The organism is Actinoplanes sp. NPDC023936 (genome assembly GCF_040639325.1).
GTDB lineage: Bacteria > Actinomycetota > Actinomycetes > Mycobacteriales > Micromonosporaceae > Actinoplanes.
In genome coordinates this window covers 148,307-172,185 of record NZ_JBEZZR010000002.1, presented here as the reverse complement: position 1 = coordinate 172,185, position 23,879 = coordinate 148,307, and the positions used below count along the sequence as shown (strand labels likewise).

Genomic DNA, 23,879 nt, shown 5'->3' with positions numbered 1-23,879 from the left:
CCCTTTGCACGTGGACCAACGGGAGTGGGACTACGGCGCCCGCATGCCGCGCGAGAGGCGCGCTGCGGAGGCTTGGCCCACCCGGGAACCGGATGAAGATCCAGAACCCCGTTGGGCCTCGCTCACCGACACCGGCAGCATGGCACCGAGCGCGGAGGCTCTGACCTGGCAGCGCCGCGCTGACGCGTGGGCTCAGCAGGCAGACGGGCAGGGTCAGACCCAGGGCGAGGTCGAGGTGTACGGCGGCGGTGGTCACGCCGTGGAGCCGGCCGCCAACCGCTGGTCAGACGTCGCGTCCACCGGCCGCACCGCGTTCCCCGCCGACGGCACCGGCTGGCGCACCGAGACCGCCGAGTGGCGGGCCACCGGCGCGCGCTGGCGGCAGACCACCGAGTGGCGCTCGTCCACCGGATCGCACGTGTGGCGGTCCACCACCGAGGCGTGGCAGGCCGACCAGGAACTCGCCGCGGCCGCCGAGAAAACCGCCATCCCCGGCACCGCCTGGTCGACCACCGATGCCGAGGAGACGAGCGACGGCCCGGCGTCCTGGCAGCGCCGTGCCACCACCCCGGTCGAGCAGACGCCGTCCTGGCAGCGCCCGTCCGCACAGACCCCGTCCTGGCAGCAGCCGTCCGCATCCACTCCCTCGTGGCGGCAGCCGGCCGAGACCCCGTCCTGGCAGCAATCGGCCGAGACCCCCTCATGGCAGCAACCGGCCGAGACCCCGTCGTGGCAGCAACCAGCTGAGACGCCGCCGTCCTGGCAGCAGCCGGCCGAGACCCCGTCGTGGCGGCGTTCCAGCGGCGCGTGGAGCAGCCGGGGAGCCGAGCAGGGGCCCGGGGAGAACACCACCGGCCTGGAGCGCTGGGGACGCACCGATGCGCCCGGCTGGCAGACGTCGCCCGCCGAGGACGCTCAGCACCTGGTTCGCGAGGACGACCGGGCTGCCTGGCGACGCGATGCCGCGTACCGGGACCAGCCTCCCCGCCGCGGCCGCCGCCGCGCACCCGAACCGGACCCGGCTCCATCCGGCGGCACCGGCTGGTCAACAGGATCAGATTCGGACAGCTGGGAGCGCCACACCGACACCGGAAACATTTCTCCGTGGGGGGCGCGCGCCGAACCGCCGCCCTACGAAGAGCCCCCGCGGCGCACGCGCAGACGATCATCAGAGCCAATTGGGTACGGGGAAACGCCCGCCGACCCGGGTTTCCGCGAGACGACGGGTCACGAGGCGGCGCAGGCTTCACCGGGTTATCCGTCGTCGGGTTATCCGGCTGCACCGGTCGCCCCGAGTTACCGGGATGATTCGGGTTACCGGGACGAGTCAAGCTACCGGGACCAGCCGGGCTACCGGGGCGAGTCGGGCTACCGGGGCGAACCGGCTTTTCGGGCGACGCCCGTTGACACGGGTCACGACGCGGCACCCGCCGCCGAGCCGGGCGCTGATGCGTCCCGGGCCGGTCGCCCGCGCCGGTACAACCAGGGCACCACCGACTGGCGTGAGGACACCGCGTCCTGGACCGCCGAGCCGGACACCAGCAACTGGACCCGGGACCCGGACACCGGCCAGTGGAGCCGCGCCGAGGACGATCCCCGGGTGCTCGCGTGGCGCGCCGAAGCCGCCCGCCGCGAGGCGGAGAAGGGCGGAGCGGCCCCGGCAGCGGACGACGCCCAGGACACCCGTTCCGGCCGGCGCGCCCGTCGCGGCCCGCGTCTGGACGGCCCGTCCGGTGGCGTGCCGGGTGGCCCACTGCCGAGCAGCGGCGCGCCCGGTCCCGATGCGGCCTGGCCGACCAGTTCCGTACCCGACGATCCGGAACCTCCCACCCCCCGCGGCACCGCCATGCTCCCGGCCCCACGCAGCGGCATGCCCAGCCGGCGCGCCCTGCCGGGCCCGACCAGCGCCGCTCCCAGCAGCGCCGGCCCTACCGGAGCCGCGCCTCGCGGTGGCATTTCCGGCAGCGCCGCGCCTCGCAGCGGCATACCCGGCAGCGCCGGGGCTCGCGGTGCCGTGCCGGGCGGCCCCTTTGCCGACAGCTCAGAGCCCCGTGGCACCGGTTTCGGCAGCACTCCGTGGAGCGGTGCCGCAGCTCCCGGCCCGGACCCGAACGCCGGCTACAGCACCGGCCAGTTCCGTGCCGCCGGCCCAGGCGAGCCGCGTCCAGCCGCAGGTGAGCCCCGCCCACCCGGCTCCGGCCGCGTCCGCCCCGGCGACACCGGCGCCATCCGCCGCGACGAGTCCGGCCGTCTCCGCCCCGGCGACACGGGCGCGATCCGCCGTGGCGACACCGGCGGGATCCGCCGCGGCGACACCGGCCCGATCAGTCGTGGCGACACGGGCGCGATCCGTCCTGGCGAGGGCGGCCAGTTCGGCCGTGGCGGCGAGTTCGGCCGTGGCGGCGAGTTCGGCCGTGGCGGCGAGTTCAGCCCCGGCGAATCCGGCTCGTTCCGTTCCGGCGGCTTCCCGCCGGCCGAGCAGACCGGTCGCCGCTACCGCGAGGACAGCCCCGCAGACGGCTACGCCGCGACTCCACCCCCCGGCGGCCGCCGTCGTGCCGCCGAGCCCGAGCCCGCCGCCGAGCCCTGGCAGCCGCGTGCCCTGCCGGGCGGATCCGACTGGTCCCCCGAGCCCGCCCGCCCGGACCGCCACTGGGACACCCCCGGCGACACCCCGTCTCCGAATCGTCCCTGGCCCGGCACGACCCGTCCGGAGCAGCGCAGGCCCGACTCCTGGCGCGATTCCCAGGGCTACAGCGGCGGCTCCCAGGGGTACAGCGGCGGCTCCCAGAGGTACAGCGGCGATTCCCCGGGGTACAGCGGCGGCGCGCCCCGCGAGCTGCCCGCAGGCGACTCCTCCTGGACCGGCGGAGCCACCCCGCGGCGGGACCCCGCAAGCAGTACCGAGCCGTGGCAGGACACCGCCCGCAACACCCCGTCCTGGCAGGACCCCTCACGCGGCACCCCGTCCTGGCAGACCGGCTCCCGCGGCCCGGCTCCGCGCGACGAATCCGGCCGCCCGCCCGCCAGCGCCTGGCAAGATCCCCGACCCGACGACCGCAGCCCCGGCGGCACCCCGAGCTGGCAAGACCAGCCCCGCGACGCCCGCAACCCCAGCGGCACTCCCAGCTGGCAGGACCAACCCCGCAACCCCGCCTGGCCGGACCCACCGCGTGAGCAAACCGGCCGCCCCACCTACGGCACCGCGCGCGCCCTGCCGCCCGGCCGCGAGCTCCCCTCCGGCAACGACCGCAACCTCCCGGCCGGCAACGACCGCGACCTCCCGGCCCGCAACGGCTGGGACGACGACCCCCGCCGGCCCACCGGTTCGGGCCTGGCGCTGCCGGCCGGCGGTACCTCCTGGCCGGATCCGCTGAGCGATCCACCGCGCCGGGCAAGCGTCCCGCCCTACGGCTCCACCGACCCGTGGAACCCGCGCGGCCCGCAGAACGACCCGCCGCCCGGCAACGGGTACGGCGAACCCCGTGAACCCACCGACTGGCTCGCTGCCGAGCGTGCCACGGGTGTCCGGGGTGCTGACTACCGCGACGGCGCCGGGCAGGGTGGTGAGACCGACTGGCGCCAGTCGCTAGCGCAGCAGAGCGACCTCGCCGAGGGAGAATCCCGCCGGTACGACACGTCGGACTTTCCCCCCTTTCGGCCAAGTGGCTCCGCGTCGGTCACCGGAACGGCGAACCTGGCACTGAGCACCACGTCCGTCATCTCGACGGATCCGGACAGCACCACCGGCGCGGCCCGTCCGACCGCGCGGGTCACGGCCCCGGGCCGGCCACGAACGGCTCCCGGCCAGCCCCGAACGGCTCCCGGTCAGCCCAGAACGGCTCCCGGCCAGCCCGGAGCAGGCGCGGCCGCCCCGGCGACCACAGGGCTGCCCGGTGCGGCTCCGGCCGGCGCAAACGGACTGACCGGGGACGACGCCGACCTGGACACCTCCTGGCCGCCGCGCCGCAGCACCGGCGCGTTCCAGGGAACCGGCTCCTACGAGCGGCGCCCGGTGACGAGCGGTCTCGTGGCGGGCCGTCCCGCCGACCTGCTGGACCCGGACGACGAAGAAGACGAGGAGACCTCCGGCGGCCCACTCGCGGCGGTCGGTTACACGGTCGTCTGGTACGGCGTACCCGTGATCCTCTTCGTCGGCGGCATGTTCCTGCTCAACAGTGGACAGCGCACTCACGCCCTGCAGACGCTGGCCGACGCGGCGCCCGAGTTCGCCATCAGCCTCGCGCTGAGCATGCTGGTGGCGCTGGCCCTGCGCCGCGCCACCACAGCCTGGAAAGCCGCGAGCGTAGGCCTCGCCGCAGCAGTGGTGGGCGGCGGACTGGCAACGGTCCTGAGCTCCGCGATCACCGGCAACAGCCTGAGCTAGACAAAGCCCCGATCACTGAGCTGGACAAAGCCCCGATCACTGAGCTGGACAAAGCCCCGATACGCGGCGGCGCGGGGCTCCAGGAAAGCAAAAGGCGCGCCGGGCAATCTGCCCAGCGCGCCTTTCGTGCAGCTGAATTACTTGGCGGCGACGACGTTCACCGGGAACGTCGCGGTCACCTCGGGGTGCAGCTTGACCGACACGTTGTACGAGCCCGTGGTCTTGATGTGACCGGGGAGCTCGAGACGACGACGGTCGAGAGCCGGGCCGCCGGCGGCCTTGACCGCGTCGACGATCTCGGCCGGGGTGATCGAGCCGAACAGGCGGCCGCCGTTGCCGGAGCGCGCGCTCAGCGTGACCTTGAGGCCGGCCAGCTGGCCCTTGACCTCGTTGGCCTGACCGAGGTCACGGATCTCGCGGGCCTCACGGGCCCGCTTGATGACCACGACCTGCTTCTCGGCGCCCTTGGTCCACTGGATCGCGAAACCCTGGGGCAGCAGGTAGTTACGGCCGTAGCCGTTCTTGACCTCGACGATGTCGCCGGGGGTGCCGAGGCCGGAAACCTCCTGCGTGAGGATGATCTTCATCGCGGTGCCCCCTCTCAGCGAGCCGTGGCCGTGTACGGCAGGAGCGCCATCTCACGGGCGTTCTTGACCGCGCGGGCGATCTGCCGCTGCTGCTGGGAGGTCACACCGGTGACGCGGCGGGCACGGATCTTGCCGCGGTCGGAGATGAACTTCCGCAGGAGAGCGGTGTCCTTGTAATCGATGTAGGTGATCCCGTCCTTGTCGAGCGGGTTCACCTTCTTCTTCGGCTTGCGAAGCGCAGCAGCCTTAGCCATTGCTCTTAACTCCTGACCTGAACTCAAGAAAGCCCGAAGGCTTAGAAGGGAGGCTCGTCGTCGAACGAGGAGTTGCCGCCGCCGCCGGAGCGGGGGGCGCCACCACTGGAGGCGGGCGCAGCGGTGGCCCAGGGGTCGTCGAAGTCGCGGTTTCCGCCGCCGCCTCCGCCGTTGCCACCGGGCTGCCGGTTGCCACCACCGGAGGCGCCGAAGCCACCTCCGCCGCCACCGGACCGGTTCATCTTCTGCACCTTCGCCGTGGCGTAGCGCAGGGACGGGCCGATCTCGTCGACCTCGAGCTCGTAAACGGTGCGCTTCTCGCCCTCGCGCGTCTCGTAAGACCTCTGACGCAGACGGCCCTGCACGATCACCCGAGCGCCGCGCTGCAGCGACTCGGCGACGTGCTCGGCGGCGTCACGCCAGATGTTGCACGCGAGGAATAGTGGCTCGCCGTCTTTCCACTCGCCCGACTGCCGGTCCAAGGTCCGCGGCGTGGAAGCGATGCGGAACTTGGCGACCGCCGCACCCGAAGGGGTGAAGCGCAGCTCAGGGTCATCGGTGAGGTTACCGACGACCGTGATGGTGGTTTCTCCTGCCATGACTTCTCCTCGCCGCTTCAATCGTTGTGGCAAAGGGTCTCAGGACCCTCTGACAAAAACGTCTCAGCGGGTCTCGGGACGGATGACCTTGGTACGCAGGATGGACTCGTTGAGGCGGAGCTGACGGTCCAGCTCGGCCACGGCCTCAGGCGTCGCCTGCAGGTCGACGACCGCGTAGATGCCCTCGGCCTTCTTGTTGATCTCGAACGAGAGCCGGCGACGGCCCCAGACGTCGAGCTTCTCCACCGAGCCACCCGCGGTCCTGATGACGTTCAGGTACTGGTCGAGCGACGGAGCAACGGTGCGCTCCTCGAGCGAAGGATCGAGGATCACCATGAGTTCGTAATGACGCAAGACATTCACCTCCTGTGGGCTAAGCGGCCACGGTCTCTCCGTGGCAGGAGGTCTTGTGTCGCACGCAGAAGAAAGCCGTGGGGTCAGATGCCCACGGCGAACACACTGCGAACCGAGCCAGCATACCCAGGGAAGGCGCTGGACCCAAAAGCGACGACCCCGTCCGGGGACGGGGTCGTCGCTGAGGGAGAGCCGCGGGGCGTCCGGTCCGATTCGTTGGGTGGGACCTGGGGAGGAACGACCACACCGATGAGGTTGGACGCGTCCGCCCCGCGGAGCTTTCAGGGAAGAGCTTACGCCATATTCGTACGAGATGCACGTTGTGACACGATTGCCCGAATAGTGGCGATTGAAACGCCCAGGACGCAGACCATGGCGATCAGCCCGAGAAGCCCGATCGGCCTGCCCTCACGAATCGTGCCGACCGCGACCGGCTCGGTCCCGGCCACGCCCGACGGCTCCGCGGTCTCCGGCGCCGGCACCGCCGCGCTCTCCGAGGCGGGCGGAACGGAATTGCTCAGCGGCGCTTCGGCGGCCGCCGTCGTGGACTTCGACAGAGGCTTGCCGGGCGGCATTCCGACGAACGCCGGCGCGCCGACTGCCCCCGTACCCGCAAGCGGTTTTGGCCGGAGACGCTGGCCGGCGGCGCCCTGCGGCATGGCGCCCGGCGCTTCGGCCGCGTTGCTCGCCGCAGCCTGCGGCCGAGCGGCGGACAACTTGCGCACCCCGGGACGCGAGGGTTGCGGTCCGCCGCGGACCGGACGCTTCGCGGACGAGACCTGACCGGTTTTGGCAGAGCCGGCCCTGGTACGCGTCGGCGAGCCCGCCCCCGGCGGCTGGGAAAGCGTGGCAGCCCCGCCACCGGGCGCCGCCGCCCCCGGATCAGGCTTGGTGTAGCCCGGCGAGGGCGTGGCCGTGATGGTCATCGGCACCACGTCGTTCCCGTGGTCGCATTCCGGCGTGAGCATCACCGACGTGGTGCCGCGCCGGAACAGGACCTCGGCCGAGCCGTTCTCCGGGATCATCCCCTTCGGCGCGCCACCGAGCCTGAGCTGCGCGTCGTGGCCGGTCCGGTTCCGCACCTGGACGACGCTGTCCGCGGGAACCGTCATCGACTCGACGCTCGGCTTGGACTCACAGGTCAGCCCGAGGACTCCGGAGTTGGTGAAACTCACCCGGCGGTCGTTCGGGTCGAGCTGCTCGGCGCTCGCCGTGCCGTTGGCCAGCAGTGGCGCGCCGAAGATCAGCCCGCTCAGAACCACTGCCGCCACCCGGTATCGGACCTGCCGCGACATGCACCATCTCCCAAATTCGCCACCGGACACGCCAGTATCAGTCAAACCGTGACCAATCCAGACAACGAGGGCAACCCGACGCTAGTGACGCGTGCGGACAGCGTCGTACCCGCGTCGTAGGCTCGTCCCATGCGCATCGGAGCCCACGTCGATTCCGCCGAACCGCTGGTCGAGGCCGCCGCCCGCGGCGCCGACGCGGTGCAGTTCTTCCTCACCGACCCACAGGGTTACAAATCGCCCGTTCCGCGCGACGACGCGGAGCAGCTGCGGGCGTCCGAGGTGGACATCTACATCCACGCGCCCTACATCGTGAACGTCGCCTCGCCGAACAACCGGATCCGGATCCCCAGCCGCAAGCTGCTGATGGCGCACGCCAAGGCCGCCGCCGAGCTGGGCGCGAAAGGGTTGATCGTGCACGGCGGGCACGTCGGCTCCGGCGCCGATCTCGCTGACGGTTTCCTCAATTGGCGAAAGGCCTTTGAGTACGCGGAGAAGGACGGCGGCCTGCCGCTGCCGGTTCTGATCGAGAACACGGCCGGCGGCGACAACGCCTGTGCCCGGCGTTTCGACGACCTCGCCCGGCTCTGGGAGGTCGTCGGCGAGTTCGGGGCGGGCTTCTGCCTGGACACCTGTCACGCCTTCGCCGGCGGGGAGGACCTGACCGGCATCGTGGACCGAGTCAAGTCCATCACTGGCCGCATCGACCTGATCCACGCCAACGATTCGAAGGGCGGGTTCGACTCGGGCCAGGACCGGCACGACAACCTGGGTAATGGGAAGATCGACCCCGAATTGGTGGTGGCCGCGATCCGGGCCGCCGGGGCCCCCGCCATCGTGGAGACCCCCGGCGGGGCCGACGGGCAGTCCGCCGACATCGCCCTTCTGCGCGAGCGCGCGGGCGGCTGACGGTAACGGCACGGGAGGGTCATGTCCGAGCAGCAGCAGCCGACCTCGCCGGCCGGCGAGGTCGCGCCCGCCGGCAAGACCACGGCCACCACGAAGCCGGCCGGTGAGACGCCGAGCGCCGAGAACCCGGCCGGGAAGGCCACGCTCGTCGAGAAGCCGGACGGAAAAGCGACGGAAAAGCCCGCCGCGAAGCCGGCCGAGAAGGCCGTGGTCAAGCCACGACGCCGATTCGCACTCTTCGGCGGCAAAGGCAGCAAACCCGTCGCCGTGCCGGCCATCCCCGCCCCCCGCAAAGGCCAGCCCGACAAGCCGGCCACGAAAGCCGACAAGCCAGCCACGAAAGCCGAGAAGCCGGCCACGAAAGCGGACGAGCCGGCCACGAAAGTCGACACACCAGCCACCAAGACGAACAAACCGGCCACAAAGGACGAGAAGTCACCAGCGCCGAAACCCGGTCAGCGCCCGCCCGGCGCCCCGCCCGACCCGTGGACGGTCTTCGCCGCGATCCCCGAGCAGCCTCCCGGCCGGATCCGCCGTGGCCTGCGTGCGACCGGCCGCGCCCTCATCCACGAGTACGCGCTGGCCACGTACGCAAGCGTCGTGCTCGCCGTCGTGATGACCTGGCCGACCCTGCGCTACCCGCTGAACACCCTGCCGCAGGACCTCGCCGATCCGGCCCGGCAAGCCTGGCAGATCGCCTGGGGTGGACAGGGCCTGCTCGACCCGATCCGGCTGTGGCAGTCCAATGCGTACTTCCCGCTGGTCAACACGTACGCCTGGGGCGACAGCCTGCTGGGGTACGCGCCGTTCGCGCTGCTCGGAACCGGCCCGGTCACCGCCGTGCTGCGCTACAACCTGCTCTTCGTCGCCGCTCACGCGCTGCTCGCCCTCGGCGCCTACGCGCTGGTCCGCCAGCTCGGCGCCCGGCCGACCGGCGCGGCGGTCGCGGCCGTCGCGTTCGCCTACGCCCCGTGGCGGCTCGCGCAGGAGGGCCATCTCGACATCGTCTCGGCCGGTGCCATTCCGCTCGCGCTCGCGATGCTGGCCCGCGGACACGGCTGGTCGCTGCGGTACGGGATGCGCCCGAAACGCCGCAGTCCCGGCTGGGCGGCCGCCGGTTGGATGGTGGCGACGTGGCAGATCACCCTCGGTTTCGCACTGGGCATCCCGTTCGCGTACGTCCTGGGCCTGATTCTGGTGACCCTGGAGATCGCCGGGTTCGTCCATCGCATCCGGCGGCCCGAGCACAACCTGCTGGACAGGTTCCTGCGCGCGCCGGTCAAGCCACTGCTCGGCTGGCAGCTGATGGCCACCAACACGATCGGCGCCTCGCTCTTCCTCGCCGTCGGCATGGTCATCGCGGTGCCGTACGTGCGGGCGCCGGACAGCCCGACCCGGCTGCAGCAGATCGAGTTCTTCTCGCCGCCGCTGCACAGCCTGCTGATCGGGCCGGCCGAGTCCGGCATCTGGGGCGCCGCGCACGAGACGCCGCGCGCCGCACTGGGCTGGCCCGCCGAGATGTCCCTGCTCCCCGGCTTCGCGCTCTACGCGCTGGCCCTGGCCGGGCTCGTGTTCTCGATCTGGAACCTGCGGCACCGGATGATGCTGATGGTCGCCGTCACGTTCGCCGTGGTGCTCACTCTCGGGACCAACTACCTCGGCGGGCACTACACCTACCTGCCGCTCTTCGGCCATTTCCCGGCCGCGTTCGACCAGCGCATCCCCGGCCGGCTGATGCTCTGGGTGACGCTGCTGCTGGCGATCCTCGCGGCCGGCGCGGTCGACGAATTCGTCCGGCGCGCCCGTCACTTCGCCGCGCAGCGGGTTCCGCCGTGGCCCGGTCCGTGGCTGCGGCTCGCCATGCTCACTCCACTGCTCCTGGTCGCCGTGGAGGGCTGGAACAACACCGCCCACCCGACCGTCCCGCAGCAGCCGGCCGCGATGCGTACCGTGGCCGGCCCGATGCTCGTGCTGCCGACGGCCGAGCTCAGCGACCAGACCGTGCAGCTCTGGTCGACCTCGAAGTTCCAGCAGCTCGCCAACGGGGGCGGCACGTTCGCCGCGGCCCGGCAGACCGAGCTGCGCAGCAAGGTGGCCTCGTTCCCGGACGCCGGAAGCATCGAGTACCTGCGGTCGATCGGGGTGGGCACGGTGCTGCTGCTGCGGGACCAGGTCGCGGGCACGTCGTGGGAGCGGGCCGGTGACATCCCGGTCGACGCCCTCAACATCCAGCGCGAGGACCTACCCGACGCGGTCGTGTTCCGGCTCGGATAGGACCGGCGCGGAGGGCACCGGCTGGGACGGAGCCTCCTCCGACGGCCCGAAACCGAAGAACCGCCGGAAACGGGTGACCCAGGGGGCCTCGGGGCCGTCCAGCGGCCCCGCCTCCGGGTCGGTCCCGTCGTAGGACTGCCGGACCACATCCAGCTCCGGGCGCCAGATCTCGCGCGCCACCAGGGCGAACATCAGGCCGACGGTGACGATCCGGGCGGTGGAGGCGAGCACGAACGTACCCTCCGGGATGACCGTCTTGCCGCCGGCGCCGATCAGCTCGGCGTAGAAGGCGGCGAGGTAACCCACCTCGGCGATGGTCCACGCGATGACCACGCCCCACTTCGGGCGGGCCAGCACGATCAGCGGCAGCAGCCAGAGCACGTACTGCTGCGACCACACCTTGCTGGTGATCAGGAACGCGGCGACGACCAGGAACACCAGCTGGGACAGCCGCGGCCGCCGGGGTGCGAGCATGCCGAGGATCAGGATGCCGAGGCAGGCGAGGCCGAAGAGCGCGTAGGAGACGTAGTTCAGCGTCGGGATGTGGTTGCTCAGCCACTGGAACGGACCCTGGTCGCCGGCGCTGCCGCTGGCCCATTTGCCGTCCAGGTACCGCCCGATGTACCAGAACGTGCCCCAGTCGATCGGCCGTTCCGAGTTGAGCCGGAAGAACCGCAGCCAGCTCTCGTGATGCCAGTAGAAGACCGGGAAGTTGACCACGGCCCAGGTGACGCCGGTGGCGAGGAACGAGCTGACGAACGGGCGCAGCCGGCCGGTGCGCAGCGCGAGGATCAGGATCGGGCCGAGGATGAAGAGCGGCCATAGTTTCGCCGCGGTGCCGAGGCCGAGGAAGATGCCCGCCCAGACCGGCTTGTGCTTCACCCAGAGCCAGAGACCGAAGGCGGCCATGCCGATCGCCAGGAAGTCCCAGTTGATCGACGCGGTGAGCAGCAGGATCGGTGAGAGCGCGAAGATGGCCGCGTCCCATGGCCGGCGTCGCCGCAGCGCCAGGAGGATCGCCGCGGTGGCGACCGCGAAGAGCGAGAGCACCAGCGCGTTGGCGTTGTAGAACCAGCTGCCCTGGTTGATGTCGGGGTGGTCCTTGCCGTACCAGTGCACCGGCAGTCCGAGCGCGCCCATGAAGTAACCGGTGACGACCGGGTACTCCACCGGGTGGTCGACGTACGGGACCTTGCCCTCGTTCAGCCCCTCGGCGTAGTAGAGCGCCAGCACGTCGGTGTAGCAGTACCGGGTGTACTGGACGTTCTTCTGCCAGTTCCCGTCCATGCACGGCGATTTCTGCACCCAGGAGAGCGCCAGCACCAGACAGGTGAGGGCCAGCACCAGCCGTGGCGCGGTCCAGAACCGGCCGGGCCGCGAGTCCGGCCGGACCGCGTGCGATCCGAGCGGACCACCGATGAACTGGGACAGTCCCCGTACGAACCCGTCCGAGGTCGGTGCGGAGACGTCCGGCTGGTCGGTGGGCGGTTGCGCGCTCATGGTTTGGCATCATGCCGCATCCGGCGCTCGTCGCGGGGACGGGCCGCTGGACACACACCGATCTTCACGGCCGACGCCGCTAAAAAAGCGGCGCCCACCCCGGTCCAGGGGTGGGCGCCGCTCACAGATTGGGAACGTCAATCGTCGCCGTTGCCGTTTCCGTTGTTGTTCCCATTGCCGTTGCCGGCGGTCCCACCCGTGTTCTGGCCCGGGTTGGCGTTCTGGCCCGGGTTGGTGTTCTGGCCCGGGTTGGTGTTCTGGCCACCGGGGCACAGGGTCGGGAACAGCTGACAGGTCTGGCTCTGGTTCGGGTCCTCGACCGGCGCCTGGACGACCGGCGGCGGCTCCTGGCCGTTCGCGTACTCGCTGTCGGCGTTACCCGTCTCGATCCGGTTCGGGAACTCTTCCTTCTTCCAGTCGAGTTCCTTGGTCACCGTCTCGATGAACTCTTCCCAGATCGCGGCCGGGGTGCCGGAACCGAACATCTTGCCGCCGTCGGATTCCTTGAGCTGGACCTTGTCCTTCGCGCCACCGACCCAGACGGTCACTGCCATCTGCGGGATGCCGCCGACGAACCAGGTGTCGCCGTTGCCCTTCTTGTACTCCCAGGTACCGGACTTGGCGACCGACTGACGACCGTCCGAGATCCGGTTCTTCGCGGCCTTCGGGATCTCCGACATGACACCGAGCAGGTTGGACATCTGCGCGGCGTCGAAGACCTGCTTGCCCTTGAGGTTCTCGCTCTTGATCGTCGTCTGCTTGCCGGTGTTCGAGTCGCGCTTCTTCACCGTCTTGATGAAGTGCGCGTCGTGCCGGACACCGCCGTTGACGATGGTGGCGACGCCCTGGGCGTGGTCCAGCGGGACGACGCGGTACTGGCCGAAGGCGACCTCGTTGTCGAAGTATCCGCTGCTCTTCCAGGTGGCGGCCTTGGTCTTGGTCAGGTCGACCATCTTGCCCTGGTCGGTCCACATGTAGCGGATGCCGGCGTCGCGGGCGGCCGCGATGACCTTCTCGCGGCCGATGCTGTCGGCGATCCAGTAGAACGGGAAGTTGTACGACTTGATCGTCGCCGTCTCCAGATCGCAGTACTTGATCTTTCCGCCACAGAGCGAGGACTCTTCGGCGCCGGCGTTACTGATCTTGGAGCCGTTCGAGCGCTTGAGCGTGCCGTCCCAGGTCGTCTTGAACGAGATGTCTTCCTTGAGACCCGCGGCCAAGGTGTAGATCTTGAACGTCGAGCCCGGCGACTGGCCGCCGTACTCAAGAACGCCGCTGCCGTCGCCGGCCATGTAGCCGCCGTAGTCGGTGCCGTTCGGGTCGTCACCCGCGTAGTAGCCGAGCACCTGGCCGCTGTCCGGGTCGATGCCGATCACCGCGGACTGGTAGCTCTTCGGGCGCTTGTACAGCGGCGACGTCTTGCTCAGACGCGAGCCGGCCGCCTCGGCCGCGGCCTGGATCTTCGGGTTGATCGTCGTGGTGACCTGGTAGCCACCCTTTTTGTACTCGTCCTCGCTGATGCCCATCTCGGTCAGCTCGTACTTCACGTGCCGCATGATCATGCCGACCGGCTTGCCGTCGGCACAGGTCTTGCACGTGCTGCCCTTGCTGATCGGGTTGACCTTGGGGTACTGCCGCTTGTCGTACTGCTCCTGGGTCATCCAACCCATCTCGAGCATGTTCTTGAGCGTGTACTCCCAGCGGTCCTTGGCGTCCTCGGGGTTGTAGTTCGGGTCGTAACCCTTGTGCGTGTCGGTCGGGTAGGGCTGCTTGATGATCGAAGCGATGACCGCCGCCTGGTAGACGTTGATCTCGTTCTTCGCGCCCTTCTGGACCGAGGCGTTGAAGTAACCCTGGGCCGCGGCCTCCGCGCCGTACCGTCCCTCACCGAGGTCGATGTAGTTCAGGTACATGCCCATGATCTGGTGCTTGTCGTACTTCGACTCGAGCTTGCGGGCGATCACGGCCTCGCGCAGTTTCCGGCTGTAGCTGATCTCCTTGAGCTCAGCGACGTGCCGGGCGTACTGCTGGGTGATCGTCGAGGCGCCCTGCTTGTCGCCGCCGGTGAAGTTGTTCCACGCGGCGCGGGCGATGCCCTTCATGTCGATGCCGTTGTGCTTGTAGTAGTTCTTGTCCTCAGCGGCGGCGACGGCATTCTGCATCACTTCGCTGATGTTCTGGTAGGGGACGTTGATGCGTGGCGAACCGTCTTTCGCCAGCACGTTCCCCTTCACGTCGTAGATGACGTTCATCTGCGCCTCAGCCTCGGGCGTGGGCAGCTCGACGTCGTCGAAGAAGTAGGTGCCACCGACGATGCCGACACCGAGCATGATCACCAGCACGGCTGCCGCGGCGGTCAGGATGTTGGCGCGGCGGTGCTTCTTGTCCGCCTTGCTCCGGCCACCGCGCCCGGGACCACCCGGGCCGCCGGGACCACCGGGGCCACCCGGTCCGCCAGGCCCACCCGGACCGCCGGGGCCGCCGGTCGCGGGGACCGGCCGGACCGCGGCCCGGGCCACCGAGGCGCGGCCACCGGCCGGCGGCACGGCAGCCGCGGCACGGGCCGGGCCCACCGAAGCGGCGCCGACGGAGGCACGCCCCGCTGGACCGCCGACCGAAGCCGAGCCGACCGAGGCCGACCCCACTGAGGCCGACCCCACTGAAGCCGAACCGACCGAGGCCGATCCCACCGACGCCCGGCCTGCTGAAGCGCCGCCCACTGACGCACGCCCGGCCGGACCACCCACCGCGGCGGATCCCGAAGGACGCCCTGCTGGCTCGTCGTCAGGCGTGGAAGCAGCGGACGGCCCGGGCACTCGGGCCCGGGCTCGTGCGGACTGCGGATCGCCGTACGCGTTCATTTCTTCACACCTACCGGTCGCGGGGGCGCGGCCGACCGGCCCGGCGGGGCCGTTCTTCCGTTGCGCCTCGAGCGGACGTTCTCGGAGTTAAAAGCTGTAATCAGAACTTCGGTCCCAAACCTGTACACGGTAACGAGATCGAACCGGTTCACCGACGCCCCTCCCCGCTCTGCGAGGCGCGTGGCGCGTCCTCGTCGAGTTCGGAGAGGCCGTCCCGGCCGAGCACGTAGCGTTCGATCAGGTGGTTCCACGAGCAGGAGCGGCACACCTCGACCACGAAGACCTGGAACTCACGGAGCGTCATTGCCAGAACCGGCAACTCGGCGAGTTTCCGTGCCTGCCCCGCGGACTGCTTGAGCTCTTCGCCATAGACGTAGCGCACAAGTGTCAGGTTGTCGCGACGGCAGATCGGGCATCGCTCGTCGGTCGGCTCGCCATGGTATGTAGCCGCGTTTCTCAAGTAAGGAGACGCGTCACACACCTCAAGAGCCGCGACTCGGCCGCTCCGCACGTCACGCAGGACTGCTCGCCTCTGTAGCGAGTAGTCGATGACCTGCCGCTGCGTGCGCATGGCGAAGAGAGTACGCGGTCGTCGCATCCCCGGCGACCGCCATGACACAGCGTGGCGGCACAACTCCGGAGCATGTCCGAGTTGCGCACCTGACGGCGCCGATCTACGGTTGCGATGTATCGGGCCGATACATCGGGGCGGACTTCAGGGAGGGTCGAGTTGCTGGAACTGGCGATCCTCGGTCTCCTGCAGGAGGCGCCGATGCACGGTTACGAGCTCCGCAAGGAGCTCGCCACCAAACTCGGCACGCTTCGCGCCGCGATCAGTTACGGCACGCTGTACCCGACACTGAAGCGGCTCAAGCTGGCCGGCTGGATCAGTGAAGCCGAGACGAACAGCGACATCATTCCCCCGATGACCAGCAAAAGGGGGCGCGTTGTCTACAAGATCACGGCCGAGGGCAAGGAACGTTTCGCGGATCTGCTGACCCAGACCGGCCCGGAGACGTACGACGACACGGGCTTCGGTGTTCACTTCACGTTCTTCTCGCGTACCGACCGGGCCACCCGGCTGCGGATCCTGGAAGGCCGCCGGCGCCGTGTCGAGGAGCGGCGCGAGGGTTTACGTGAAGTCCTCGCCCGGGCTGCCGATCGTCTGGACGCATACACCCTCGAACTTCAACGCCACGGGCTCGACGCGTGCGAACGCGAGGTCCGCTGGCTGGAAGAGCTGATCACCAACGAACGCTCGGGCAGAGCACCCAGCCACAGCCGTCTCGGCTCGGCCGGAGCGTCAAGCAGTGAGCCGACCGCCAAACCGGCGGCCGGCATGGATACACCCCCGGAACCACCGCGTCCGCACCTGGACCGGCCGTGATGAACAACAAGGAGGCAAACGCGATGGGCTCCGTCCGCGTCGCCATCGTCGGTGTGGGTAACTGCGCCTCGTCCCTCGTGCAGGGCGTGGAGTACTACAAGAACGCCGACCCCAACGACCGCGTCCCGGGTCTCATGCACGTGACCTTCGGCGACTACCACGTCTCCGACGTGAAGTTCGTCGCGGCGTTCGATGTGGACGCCAAGAAGGTCGGCATGGACCTGAGCGAAGCGATCGTCGCCAGCGAGAACAACACGATCAAGCTGACCGACGTCCCGCCGGCCGGCGTGACCGTGCAGCGTGGTCCGACCTTCGACGGTCTGGGCACGTACTACCGCGAGATCATCGAGGAGTCCTCGGCCGAGGTCGTCGACGTGGCGCAGGCTCTGCGTGACGCCGAGGTCGACGTGGTCGTCTCCTACCTCCCGGTGGGTTCCGAGGAGGCCGACAAGTTCTACGCGCAGGCCGCGATCGACGCCGGCTGCGCGTTCGTGAACGCCCTGCCGGTCTTCATCGCCTCCGACCCGGTCTGGGCGCAGAAGTTCACCGACGCCGGTCTGCCGATCGTCGGTGACGACATCAAGAGCCAGGTCGGCGCGACGATCGTGCACCGCGCGCTGGCGAAGCTCTTCGAAGACCGCGGCGTCGAGCTGCTGCGCACGTACCAGCTCAACTTCGGCGGCAACATGGACTTCATGAACATGCTGGAGCGCAACCGCCTGGTCTCCAAGAAGATCTCGAAGACCCAGTCGGTGACCTCGCAGATCCCGCACGAGATGATCAAGAGCGACGTCCACATCGGCCCGTCGGACCACGTGCCGTGGCTGGACGACCGCAAGTGGGCGTACATCCGCCTCGAGGGCCGCTCCTTCGGCGACACCCCGCTCAACGCCGAGCTCAAGCTCGAGGTGTGGGACTCCCCGAACTCGGCCGGCGTGATCATCGACGCGGTCCGCGCCGCGAAGATCGCCAAGGACCGCGGCATCGGTGGCCCGATCCTCTCCGCGTCGTCCTACTTCATGAAGTCCCCGCCGGTGCAGTACAGCGACCACGACGCCCACGCGGCCGTCGAGGCCTTCATCAAGGGTGACATCGAGCGCTGACCAGCCCGATGTGAGCGAGGCGCAAGCTGAGCGATGAGGCCGGCCCACGACGTGGGCCGGCCTTTTTCACAACCCCGATCGGGTACGAACCGAGCACGCACCCGGTTCACCCGGATCGACTGCGTCCGTTCCCCCGGCGCGCTCCGCCGCCGGCCCCGGCGTCCCCTCGCGCTCCACCCCCGGCCCCGGCGTCCCTCGCCCTGATCCCAGGCCCCCGGCGTCCCCTCGCGCTAACCCCAGGCCCTGGTCAACGCTATTCGCGCCTCCAGCTCCAGCAGCTTCCGTTTCCGGTCGAGGCCGCCGCCGAAGCCGACCATCTTGCCGCCGGCGCCGACCACCCGATGGCACGGCACGATCACCGGGATCGGGTTGTGGTTGCAGGCCGTGCCGACCGCCCGGGCCGCCCCCGGATCACCGAGCGCCGTGGCGATCGCCCCATAGGTGATCATCTCGCCGTAGGGGATCTTGGCGATCTCGCCCCAGACCGCCCGCTCGAACTCCGAGCCGCCGCGCATCTCGACCGGCACCGTGAAGTCGGTCAGCTCGCCGGCGAAATAGGCCCGGAGCTCCCGCGCCGCCCTGTGCTCGGCATCGGGGCCGGGCCGCGCGCCGAACCGCACCCCCACCACGAGATCGCCCTCGGCGACGACGCCGAGCGGCCCGATCGGTGAATCGACGACGAACATGCCCCGATTCTCCCTCGGCGGTCCGACAGTTTCACCGGCCCGGGCATGCAAAGCCACGCGGCCGATCGGCGTACTCCTCACCGGGAGGTGACCGTGACTCAGTCGATCGAGGCGGAATTCACCGCGTTCGTCGTCGCGCGGGGGCCGGCACTGGTTCGGATCGCGTACGCGCTGACCGGCGACCAGCAGAACGCTGAGGATCTGGTGCAGGTGGCGCTGGCGAAGGCGTTCGCCCGGTGGACCCGGATCAGCGGTGATCCCGAGCCGTACGTGCGCCGGATCATCTACAACGACCGCGTCTCGTTCTGGCGCCGTCAGAGCCGCCGGCCGGAACTGCTGATGGCCGACCTCCCCGAGTCCGGTCTCCCCGGCGCGCACGACCACGACACGACCCTGCGCCTGGCACTGCGGCAGGCCCTGCTCTCCCTGCCGCCCCGGCAGCGCGCCGTGCTGGTGCTGCGCTATCTGGAGGACCGCTCGGTCGAGGAGACCGCCGAGGTTCTCGGCTGCCGTCCGGGCACGGTGGCGAGCCAGGCCGCCCGCGCGCTGGCCAAGTTGCGCGCGATCGTGCCCGAGTTGAACGACATGACCGCCGCGGAGGTGCTGCGATGATCGACGACCTGTTGCGTTCCGCCGTCCGCGACCTGGCCGACGAGTCGTACACCCCATCGGGCATAGCGTCCCGGGCGATGGCGCAGGGCCACCGGATTCGCCGCAACCGGCGCACCGCCGCGGTGGCCGGTGCGCTCGCCGCGGTGCTGGCCGTGACCGTCCCGTTCGTGGTGCTCCGCGATCCCGCGGTCCGCCCGGAACCCCTGCCGGCCGCCACTCCGATGATCGTCCGTCCCACCTTCGACCGGGGGGAGGTGTTCCGCGGACCCGGTGGCGCCCGGCTGCTCGGCTTCAGCGAGGGCGTCGAGAACTTCGTGCTGGACCCGGAGAACGGTTACCGGCGGCTGCCCACGGCGGACACTCCCTTCGACCCGTCGCCGGACGGGCGGCACGTCGCGGTCGGGCGGGCGGGCCAGGAGTCGCTCCAGATCCTCGACCTGCGGACCGGTGACTACTGGAAGACGCCGGTCGCCGCGACGTCCGATGTGACCTGGTCTTCCGACGGTAGCCGGCTCCTGGTCACCCATGACGACGGTTACTCGATCATCGAGCCGGCGACCCGCTGGTCCGTCACCCACCGGGTCGCCTCCGCCCAACTGCCGTGCCCCATCCTCTGCTCGTTCACCTGGTCCGCCGGGACGACCGAGGTCGCATCGCCGCGGTCCGTGTCCCGCGGCGACGAGAAGACCGAGGTCAGCGGGCTGACGATCTTCGACGCGGACAGCGGCGAGCCGCTCCGCGATCTGCCGATCAAGGGTGCGCCGACCGGCCCGAACCCCTGGTCGGCGGATGGCCGGTGGGTGCTCGTCAACGAGAATCCCCGGTCCTCGGGACAGCTGAGGATCGTCGAGATCGCGTCGCGCCGGGAGACCGCCCGGTTCACCGCGGTCTGGGCCGGTTTCCTCCCCGACGGCACCGTGCTGGCCCAGCACGGCGGCGACCTGACCCGGTACGGCATCGACGGCACCGTGCTGGAGAAAATGGAGCTGCCGGCCGGACTTCGCGGCCGGGGTCTCACGTTCGGTTTCTGAGGCCCATGCAAGCTTTCCGATCCGCGACGCGTCTGATCCGGTGGAGGTGACCGGTGAAGCAGTCGCTCGAAGACGAGTTCACCGCGTTCGTCGCGGAACGAGGGCAGGCTTTGCTCCGGATCGCGCACGCTATGACGGGGGATCGGGAAGCCGCGCAGGACCTGGTGCAGGGCGCGCTGGCGAAGGCGTACTCGCGCTGGCCGCGAATACACGGCGACGCGGAGGCGTACGTCCGAAAGATCTTGTACAACGACCGGGTCTCGGCCTGGCGCAAAGCCGGCAACCGCAACGAGGTGTCCGTCGCCGACGTGCCGGAACGCATGTCCGTCGCCCGTCATGACGACGACGTGGCGGAGCGTCTCGCACTGCGCGAGGCGCTGCTCTCGCTGCCCGCCCGCCAGCGTGCCGTGCTGGTGATGCGCTACCTCGAGGACCGGTCCGTCGAGGAGACCGCCGAGGCGCTTGGCTGCCGGCCCGGAACCGTGGTCAGCCAGGCCTCCCGCGCCCTCGCCAAGCTCCGTGATCTGGTCGGACGCGTGACCCCGCTGGAGGCATCCCGATGAGGAACCTGGAGGACAACCTGCGCGACGCGGTTCTCGACCTGGCCGGCGACGCGCCGCCGCCGCATGATCTGGCCGCTGTCGCCCGTACCCGTGGCCGCCGCCTCCGTCGCCGCCGCCACGCCACCTACGGCGCTCTCGCCATGGCCCTGATCGCGGTCACCGTGACGCCCTACACCGTGCTGCGCAAGGACGCGACAGCGCCACCGCCGGCCACCACCGTGAGCCAGTCACCGCCGCCGGCGCCGACGCCGTTGACCCGGACGCTGGTCTCCACTCTGGACGCCGGGAAGCCGTACCAGTTGCTCGGCGGCGCGGTGCTCACCGCACTGAGCCGCACCGAGAACGCAGAGGTGGCGCCGGGGGAGTTCACCGAAGGCGACACCCACCACGTGCTGCTCGACCGGGAGACCGGGCACTACGAGCAGCTGGTCGGAGACTATCGCGACGTGGTTCCCGGCCCGGGCAAGCTGTTCGCGGTCTCCGGCGGCACGGACGCGGAGAAGCAGGTCCGCATCGTCACCGCTCGGGGCGAGCTCCGACGCCGGATCTCCTACCAACCGGTCGGTGACGAGCCACAGTGGTCGCCGGACGGATCGCGGCTGCTCATCCCGACCATGGGCGGCTTCGAGATCGTCAACGCGACCGGCGCGATCAATCTGACGGGTCAGGACGTCTCCGACTGCCCGGACTACTGCTCCTACTCATGGCTGCCGAACGGTAAGGAGATCGCCGTTCCCCGGCGGAAGGACCTGCCGCGCTCGGAGGCCAAGCCGGACGAGATGCTCGGGCTGCGGGTCTATTCGGCTCAGACCGGCAAGCTGTCGCGGACCCTTCCGCTGACGGAGCGGCCGATCGGCACCCGCGGCTGGTCGCCGGACGAGCGGCTCGTCCTCACCCGGCCCACCGGCGGATCGATCACGCTGACCAGCACCGCGGACGGCTCGCCGATCGCCCAACTCGCCGGCTCGGACGGCATGTTCTTGCCGGACGGACGGATCCTGATGATCGACGACGAGTTCGTCATGCTCTACGACGGGCAGGGCCGGGTCCTGGAGCAGGCGGGCCTGCCTGCGGACTTCACCGGCCTGGCACTGAAGGCGAGCCTGCCCTAGGAGATGTGCCCCTGCTCGCGGGCCCACTTGAAGAGCTCTGCCTCGGCCTCGTCACGATCCAGCGGCCCCCGGTCGAGGCGGAGCTCCTTCAGGAAGCGCCACGCCTGGCCGACGATCGGACCCGGCGGGACACCGAGCAACTCCATGATCGCGTTGCCGTCCAGGTCGGGGCGGACCTTGGCCAGGTCCTCCTCGGCCGCGATCCGGGCGATCCGGTCCTCCAGCGCGTCGTAGTCGGCGGCCAGCTGAGCGGCCTTACGGCGGTTGCGAGTGGTGACGTCCGACCGGGTGAGCTTGTGCAGCCGGGAGAGCAGCGGTCCGGCGTCGGTGACGTAACGGCGCACCGCCGAATCCGTCCACTCGCCCCGCCCGTACCCATAGAAACGCAGGTGAAGGGCGACCAGCCCGACCACCTCGGACGTCACGTCCTTGGGGTACTTCATCGCCTTCATGCGCTGCTTGGTGAGCCGGGCGCCGACCACCTCGTGGTGGTGGAAGCTGACCCGGCCGTCCCGGCCGACGGCCTTGGTGGCCGGCTTGCCGACGTCGTGCATCAGCGCGGCCATCCGGAGCGCGAAGTCGGGGCCGCCGTCACCCTCCAGCCGTATCGCGTTCATCACCACGATCAGCGTGTGCTCGTAGACGTCCTTGTGCTGGGCGTGCTCGTCGATCTCCAGCTTGAGACCGGAGATCTCCGGCAGGAAGCGGTCGGCCAGGCCGGTGTCGACGAGCAGGCGCAGGCCGGTGATCGGGTCGGCGGCGACCATCAGCTTGGTGAACTCGTCCCGGATCCGTTCCGCGGTGATCCGGTCCAGGTCGGCCGCCATGTCCCGCATGGCCGCGACGACCGGCTCGTCCACAGTGAACCCAAGCTTCGCCGCGAACCGGGCGGCACGCAGCATCCGAAGTGGATCATCACCGAACGAGAGCTGCGGCGCGGCCGGCGTCCGGATCAGCCGCGCGGAGAGATCGCGCAGGCCACCGAACGGGTCGGTGAACTCGTGTCCCGGCACCGACACGGCCATCGCGTTGATCGTGAAGTCGCGCCGGGAGAGGTCGTCCAGCAGCGACGTGCCGTAGGAGACCACCGGATTGCGAGTCACCCCGTCGTAGGCCTCGGCCCGGAACGTGGTGATCTCGATCCGCAGACCGTTCTTCTGGATGCCGATCGTGCCGAACTCCCGGCCGGTCTCCCAGATCGCGTCCGCCCAGCCCTGCACGACGGCGAGCGTCTGCTCCGGCCGCGCGTCGGTGCAGAAGTCGAGGTCGTCGCCGAGGGTGCCGAGCAACGCGTCGCGCACCGAGCCCCCGACGAGGTGCAGCTCATGGCCCGCGGCGGCGAAGCGGCGACCGAGCTCGTCGGCGAGGGGGGACACGCGGAGCAGCTCGGCTACCGCTTTCTGCTGGGCGGAATTCAAGACAGACATGGGATGACCAGCCTATCTGCTGTGGCACTCCTGACCTTCGCCGGGCAGGATGGCTGCGTGCCCGTTTCTGAGGCGCTGCTTCCCCTGACCCAGGACCCCGGGTTCTGGACGGGACAGATCAGCGACACCGATGACCTCCCACCACTGCTGCGCGTGTCGTTTCCCGTGGTGGACGGCTATGCGCTGGTGCTGGAGATCGAGCTGCCGTCCGGCGAGCGGACCCTCGGCCTGCGCCGGCCGGCGTCGAGTGAGCCGGTCCAGCTGGGCTGGGCGCCGGCCACCGGGCCGTTCCCGGCGTCGCTGCACTGGTGGGAGCTGGAGTCCTTCGCCCGGGTGATCGCGCTGGACGATCCACTGCTGCCCCATCCGGGTCTGGTGGTGGCCCTGCTGTCGCCGTTCGCCCCGGCGACCGCCGACGACGACCTGGCGACGATCGCCGCGGTGCGCGAGGCGGCGTACCGGTCGCTGCGGCGCGAGGTGCCGGCCGCCGTCGCGTGCGGGCCGGAGCAGGCCCCGCTCCCGCTCTTCGCCGACGAGCGCTGGTGGCCGGCGCCGCCGGCTCTCTCACCCCAGGTGCTCGACGAGGCCGCCGTCGCGGCGCTGAGTGCCCCGGCCTGGGCGACACTCCAGGTCCGTGCCGGGAGTCGCTTCCCGCACGAGGACCTTTTCGACCTGGTACGCCGATCGAGCGCGCGCCTGCGCCGGCTGCCCGAGCAGGAGTGGTACGCGCAGACCCGTCCCCTGGCCCGCCGGATCGTCGACGCCGCCGACCTGTCCGGAGTCCCGGCTCTGCTCGGCGCGCTGACCGAGGCGGGCTGCGACCACCCCGCCGTTCTGGATGCGCTGAGTGAGCCCCTGGTGCCGCTCGAGGCGTGCTGGATGGTGGAGACGCTGGCCGGGGCCGAGCCCGGCACCCTCCTGCGTCACCACGTGTGACCGCT

20 protein-coding genes are annotated in these 23,879 nt (G+C 70.3%); 10 read left to right on the top strand and 10 right to left on the bottom strand.

Going from position 1 to position 23,879, the window contains the following annotated elements; translation table 11 throughout:
* The first annotated feature begins 139 nt into the window (after positions 1-139).
* Positions 140-4,387 carry a hypothetical protein gene (locus tag AB0F72_RS03080; RefSeq protein ID WP_360424214.1) on the top strand — a complete coding sequence of 1,416 codons (4,248 nt, stop codon included), beginning with the start codon at positions 140-142 and terminating at the stop codon, positions 4,385-4,387.
* A gap of 137 nt (positions 4,388-4,524) precedes the next feature.
* Here the strand turns inward: AB0F72_RS03080 and rplI are convergent, their stop codons facing one another.
* From rplI to AB0F72_RS03055, 5 genes are all read right to left on the bottom strand, one after another.
* Positions 4,525-4,974, bottom strand: coding sequence for a 50S ribosomal protein L9 (rplI, locus tag AB0F72_RS03075; protein WP_014448190.1), 450 nt, complete (start codon positions 4,972-4,974; stop codon positions 4,525-4,527).
* Between the two features lie 14 nt (positions 4,975-4,988).
* Positions 4,989-5,228 carry a 30S ribosomal protein S18 gene (gene rpsR / locus AB0F72_RS03070; RefSeq protein ID WP_007073789.1) on the bottom strand — a complete coding sequence of 80 codons (240 nt, stop codon included), beginning with the start codon at positions 5,226-5,228 and terminating at the stop codon, positions 4,989-4,991.
* A 41-nt stretch (positions 5,229-5,269) separates the two neighbouring features.
* Positions 5,270-5,827 carry a single-stranded DNA-binding protein gene (locus AB0F72_RS03065; RefSeq protein ID WP_360424211.1) on the bottom strand — a complete coding sequence of 186 codons (558 nt, stop codon included), beginning with the start codon at positions 5,825-5,827 and terminating at the stop codon, positions 5,270-5,272.
* Positions 5,828-5,890: 63 nt separating this feature from the next.
* The gene (gene rpsF, locus AB0F72_RS03060; RefSeq protein ID WP_014448192.1) at positions 5,891-6,181 is read right to left on the bottom strand and encodes a 30S ribosomal protein S6; all 291 of its coding nucleotides are present in this window, start codon (positions 6,179-6,181) and stop codon (positions 5,891-5,893) included.
* Between the two features lie 293 nt (positions 6,182-6,474).
* A complete protein-coding gene (locus AB0F72_RS03055; RefSeq protein WP_360424208.1) occupies positions 6,475-7,476 on the bottom strand; it encodes a hypothetical protein in 1,002 nt (333 codons plus the stop codon).
* Positions 7,477-7,605: 129 nt separating this feature from the next.
* On the opposite strand from AB0F72_RS03055, the gene AB0F72_RS03050 reads away from it, so the two are divergent.
* On the top strand, positions 7,606-8,382 hold the full coding sequence (locus AB0F72_RS03050) for a deoxyribonuclease IV (protein WP_360424205.1): 777 nt from the start codon (positions 7,606-7,608) through the stop codon (positions 8,380-8,382).
* A gap of 21 nt (positions 8,383-8,403) precedes the next feature.
* Positions 8,404-10,656, top strand: coding sequence for a hypothetical protein (locus AB0F72_RS03045; RefSeq protein ID WP_360424203.1), 2,253 nt, complete (start codon positions 8,404-8,406; stop codon positions 10,654-10,656).
* Here the strand turns inward: AB0F72_RS03045 and AB0F72_RS03040 are convergent.
* The 3 genes from AB0F72_RS03040 to AB0F72_RS03030 all read right to left on the bottom strand — a co-directional run bounded on the left by AB0F72_RS03040 (position 10,624) and on the right by AB0F72_RS03030 (position 15,588).
* Positions 10,624-12,156, bottom strand: coding sequence for a glycosyltransferase 87 family protein (locus tag AB0F72_RS03040; RefSeq protein ID WP_360424200.1), 1,533 nt, complete (start codon positions 12,154-12,156; stop codon positions 10,624-10,626). The two genes, AB0F72_RS03045 and AB0F72_RS03040, sit on opposite strands and share 33 nt — an antisense overlap.
* 137 nt (positions 12,157-12,293) lie before the next feature.
* A complete protein-coding gene (locus AB0F72_RS03035; RefSeq protein ID WP_360424197.1) occupies positions 12,294-14,801 on the bottom strand; it encodes a transglycosylase domain-containing protein in 2,508 nt (835 codons plus the stop codon).
* A 364-nt stretch (positions 14,802-15,165) separates the two neighbouring features.
* Positions 15,166-15,588: a DUF5318 domain-containing protein gene (locus tag AB0F72_RS03030; protein ID WP_360424194.1), complete on the bottom strand. Its 423-nt coding sequence runs from the start codon at positions 15,586-15,588 to the stop codon at positions 15,166-15,168.
* Between the two features lie 159 nt (positions 15,589-15,747).
* Between AB0F72_RS03030 and AB0F72_RS03025 the strand changes: the two genes are divergently transcribed.
* The gene (locus AB0F72_RS03025; RefSeq protein WP_360424191.1) at positions 15,748-16,404 is read left to right on the top strand and encodes a PadR family transcriptional regulator; all 657 of its coding nucleotides are present in this window, start codon (positions 15,748-15,750) and stop codon (positions 16,402-16,404) included.
* Positions 16,405-16,427: 23 nt separating this feature from the next.
* Positions 16,428-17,507 carry an inositol-3-phosphate synthase gene (locus AB0F72_RS03020; RefSeq protein ID WP_360424188.1) on the top strand — a complete coding sequence of 360 codons (1,080 nt, stop codon included), beginning with the start codon at positions 16,428-16,430 and terminating at the stop codon, positions 17,505-17,507.
* A gap of 230 nt (positions 17,508-17,737) precedes the next feature.
* On the opposite strand, the gene AB0F72_RS03015 is transcribed toward AB0F72_RS03020, so the two are convergent.
* Entirely contained in the window at positions 17,738-18,193 is a 456-nt protein-coding gene (locus AB0F72_RS03015; protein ID WP_360424186.1) for a methylated-DNA--[protein]-cysteine S-methyltransferase, read from the bottom strand.
* 93 nt (positions 18,194-18,286) lie between these two features.
* On the opposite strand from AB0F72_RS03015, the gene AB0F72_RS03010 reads away from it, so the two are divergent.
* From AB0F72_RS03010 to AB0F72_RS02995, 4 genes are read left to right on the top strand one after another with little or no spacing between them, the layout of a single operon-like run.
* Positions 18,287-18,805 carry a SigE family RNA polymerase sigma factor gene (locus tag AB0F72_RS03010; RefSeq protein ID WP_360424183.1) on the top strand — a complete coding sequence of 173 codons (519 nt, stop codon included), beginning with the start codon at positions 18,287-18,289 and terminating at the stop codon, positions 18,803-18,805.
* Positions 18,802-19,836 (top strand): hypothetical protein, encoded by a 1,035-nt coding sequence (locus tag AB0F72_RS03005; protein ID WP_360424180.1) that lies wholly within the window; start codon positions 18,802-18,804, stop codon positions 19,834-19,836. Before AB0F72_RS03010 ends, AB0F72_RS03005 begins: the two co-directional genes overlap by 4 nt.
* A gap of 53 nt (positions 19,837-19,889) precedes the next feature.
* Entirely contained in the window at positions 19,890-20,399 is a 510-nt protein-coding gene (locus tag AB0F72_RS03000) for a SigE family RNA polymerase sigma factor (RefSeq protein ID WP_360424177.1), read from the top strand.
* Positions 20,396-21,511 (top strand): hypothetical protein, encoded by a 1,116-nt coding sequence (locus tag AB0F72_RS02995; protein ID WP_360424175.1) that lies wholly within the window; start codon positions 20,396-20,398, stop codon positions 21,509-21,511. Before AB0F72_RS03000 ends, AB0F72_RS02995 begins: the two co-directional genes overlap by 4 nt.
* Here the strand turns inward: AB0F72_RS02995 and AB0F72_RS02990 are convergent.
* A complete protein-coding gene (locus AB0F72_RS02990) occupies positions 21,508-22,938 on the bottom strand; it encodes a CCA tRNA nucleotidyltransferase (protein WP_360424172.1) in 1,431 nt (476 codons plus the stop codon). The genes AB0F72_RS02995 and AB0F72_RS02990 overlap by 4 nt on opposite strands.
* A gap of 57 nt (positions 22,939-22,995) precedes the next feature.
* Here AB0F72_RS02990 and AB0F72_RS02985 point away from each other — a divergent pair, with 57 nt between their 5' ends.
* On the top strand, positions 22,996-23,874 hold the full coding sequence (locus tag AB0F72_RS02985; protein WP_360424169.1) for a hypothetical protein: 879 nt from the start codon (positions 22,996-22,998) through the stop codon (positions 23,872-23,874).
* Positions 23,875-23,879: the final 5 nt, after the last annotated feature.

Bases quoted from the DNA above. Each gene is read 5' to 3' on its own strand.
- AB0F72_RS03080 (WP_360424214.1), top strand. From the start codon at position 140: ATGGCACCGAGCGCGGAGGCTCTGACCTGGCAGCGCCGCGCTGACGCG.
- rplI (WP_014448190.1), bottom strand. From the start codon at position 4,974: ATGAAGATCATCCTCACGCAGGAGGTTTCCGGCCTCGGCACCCCCGGC.
- rpsR (WP_007073789.1), bottom strand. From the start codon at position 5,228: ATGGCTAAGGCTGCTGCGCTTCGCAAGCCGAAGAAGAAGGTGAACCCG.
- AB0F72_RS03065 (WP_360424211.1), bottom strand. From the start codon at position 5,827: ATGGCAGGAGAAACCACCATCACGGTCGTCGGTAACCTCACCGATGAC.
- AB0F72_RS03055 (WP_360424208.1), bottom strand. From the start codon at position 7,476: ATGTCGCGGCAGGTCCGATACCGGGTGGCGGCAGTGGTTCTGAGCGGG.
- AB0F72_RS03050 (WP_360424205.1), top strand. From the start codon at position 7,606: ATGCGCATCGGAGCCCACGTCGATTCCGCCGAACCGCTGGTCGAGGCC.
- AB0F72_RS03045 (WP_360424203.1), top strand. From the start codon at position 8,404: ATGTCCGAGCAGCAGCAGCCGACCTCGCCGGCCGGCGAGGTCGCGCCC.
- AB0F72_RS03040 (WP_360424200.1), bottom strand. From the start codon at position 12,156: ATGAGCGCGCAACCGCCCACCGACCAGCCGGACGTCTCCGCACCGACC.
- AB0F72_RS03030 (WP_360424194.1), bottom strand. From the start codon at position 15,588: ATGCGCACGCAGCGGCAGGTCATCGACTACTCGCTACAGAGGCGAGCA.
- AB0F72_RS03020 (WP_360424188.1), top strand. From the start codon at position 16,428: ATGGGCTCCGTCCGCGTCGCCATCGTCGGTGTGGGTAACTGCGCCTCG.
- AB0F72_RS03015 (WP_360424186.1), bottom strand. From the start codon at position 18,193: ATGTTCGTCGTCGATTCACCGATCGGGCCGCTCGGCGTCGTCGCCGAG.
- AB0F72_RS03005 (WP_360424180.1), top strand. From the start codon at position 18,802: ATGATCGACGACCTGTTGCGTTCCGCCGTCCGCGACCTGGCCGACGAG.
- AB0F72_RS02995 (WP_360424175.1), top strand. From the start codon at position 20,396: ATGAGGAACCTGGAGGACAACCTGCGCGACGCGGTTCTCGACCTGGCC.
- AB0F72_RS02990 (WP_360424172.1), bottom strand. From the start codon at position 22,938: ATGTCTGTCTTGAATTCCGCCCAGCAGAAAGCGGTAGCCGAGCTGCTC.